This window comes from Streptomyces sp. NRRL B-24085 (assembly GCF_001282115.1).
In the GTDB taxonomy this organism is placed as follows: domain Bacteria; phylum Actinomycetota; class Actinomycetes; order Streptomycetales; family Streptomycetaceae; genus Streptomyces.
Map to the genome: position 1 here is coordinate 1 of NZ_LJBR01000691.1, position 1,281 is coordinate 1,281.

At 75.4% G+C, this 1,281-nt stretch carries 1 protein-coding gene and 1 pseudogene; one reads left to right on the forward strand and one right to left on the reverse strand.

Features of this window, described 5'->3' with window-relative positions; translation table 11 throughout:
* Positions 1 to 118 precede the first annotated feature (118 nt).
* Positions 119 to 1,078: an NAD-dependent epimerase/dehydratase family protein gene (locus tag AOJ26_RS41235; protein ID WP_037719791.1), complete on the forward strand. Its 960-nt coding sequence runs from the start codon at positions 119 to 121 to the stop codon at positions 1,076 to 1,078.
* Positions 1,079 to 1,148: 70 nt separating this feature from the next.
* Here the strand turns inward: AOJ26_RS41235 and AOJ26_RS43280 are convergent.
* Positions 1,149 to 1,281: pseudogene (locus AOJ26_RS43280) on the reverse strand (reductase); the annotation flags it as partial.

The window sequence follows — 1,281 nt, forward strand, 5'->3', positions numbered from 1 at the left end:
CCGCCACACCGCCGCAGGCAACCCGGCCCACCGCCGGAGGCCACTCACAAGCCCCTCCCGAAGGAGAACCCGCAATGACCACCTCCCGACCCGCCCCCGAGGCCCCGGGAGCAGCCCGATGAGAGTCCTGCTGATCGGAGCCAACGGCTACCTCGGCCGCTTCGTCGCCGACCGCCTGCTCGCCGACCCCGCCGTCCAGCTCACCGCCCTCGGCCGCGGTGACGACGCCGACGTCCGCTTCGACCTCGCGTCCGGCAGCCCCGGTGCCCTCACCCGCTTCCTCGACGCGGTCCACCCGGGTGTCGTCGTCAACTGCGCCGGCGCCACCCGCGGCGGTGCCCGCGAACTCACCCGCCACAACACGGTTGCCGTCGCCACCGTCTGCGAGGCTTTGCGGCGCAGCGGCTGCGGGGCACGGCTGGTGCAGATCGGCTGCGGCGCCGAGTACGGACCGAGCCAGCCCGGCTCCTCCACGGCCGAGGACGCCGTACCGCGCCCCGGCGGCCCGTACGGCGTCAGCAAACTCGCCGCCACCGAACTGGTCCTCGGCTCCGGTCTGGACGCGGTCGTCCTGCGCGTCTTCTCACCGGCCGGCCCCGGCACCCCCGCGGGTTCCCCGCTCGGCCGTCTCGCCGAGGCGATGCGCCGCGCCATGCAGTCCGGCGACGGCGAACTGAAGCTCGGCGGCCTCGGCGCCCAGCGCGACTTCGTCGACGTCCGCGATGTGGCCCGCGCCGTCCACGCCGCGTCGCTCTCCGCCGCACAGGGCGTCATCAACATCGGCTCGGGCCGTGCCGTCCGCCTCCGCGACGCCGCCGCCGTGCTGGCCCGGGTCGCCGGATACGGCGGTGCCCTCCACGAACTCGACGGCCCTCCCGGCCCGCTGCGGGCGACCATCGGGCACCCCCGCTCCGAGTCGGACCACGCGGCACCCGTCGCGTACCCGTACCCCGACGGCTGCGGAAGCTGGCAGCAGGCCGATGTGCGCACCGCACGCGACCGGCTCGGCTGGCGCCCCCGCATCAACCTGGAAGAGTCCCTGGCCGACATCTGGATGGAGGCGGCATGCCGCATCTGACCAGCACGAGGACAAGCACCTCGCACACCGAACTGCGCACCGGCCTCGGCGTCCCCGGCTTCGCCCACCCCCTGGTCGCCCCCACCGGGCCGGGAGGGCCGTCGAGTTCGTGGAGGGCACCGCCGTATCCGGCGACCCGGGCCAGCCCGGCGGCGGCGTCGCGGAGGCGGACGGCACGGCCCGAGCCGATGTTGATGACGCCC

Excerpts from the sequence above, each read along its gene's own strand:
- AOJ26_RS41235 (WP_037719791.1), top strand. The coding sequence starts at position 119 with ATGAGAGTCCTGCTGATCGGAGCCAACGGCTACCTCGGCCGCTTCGTC.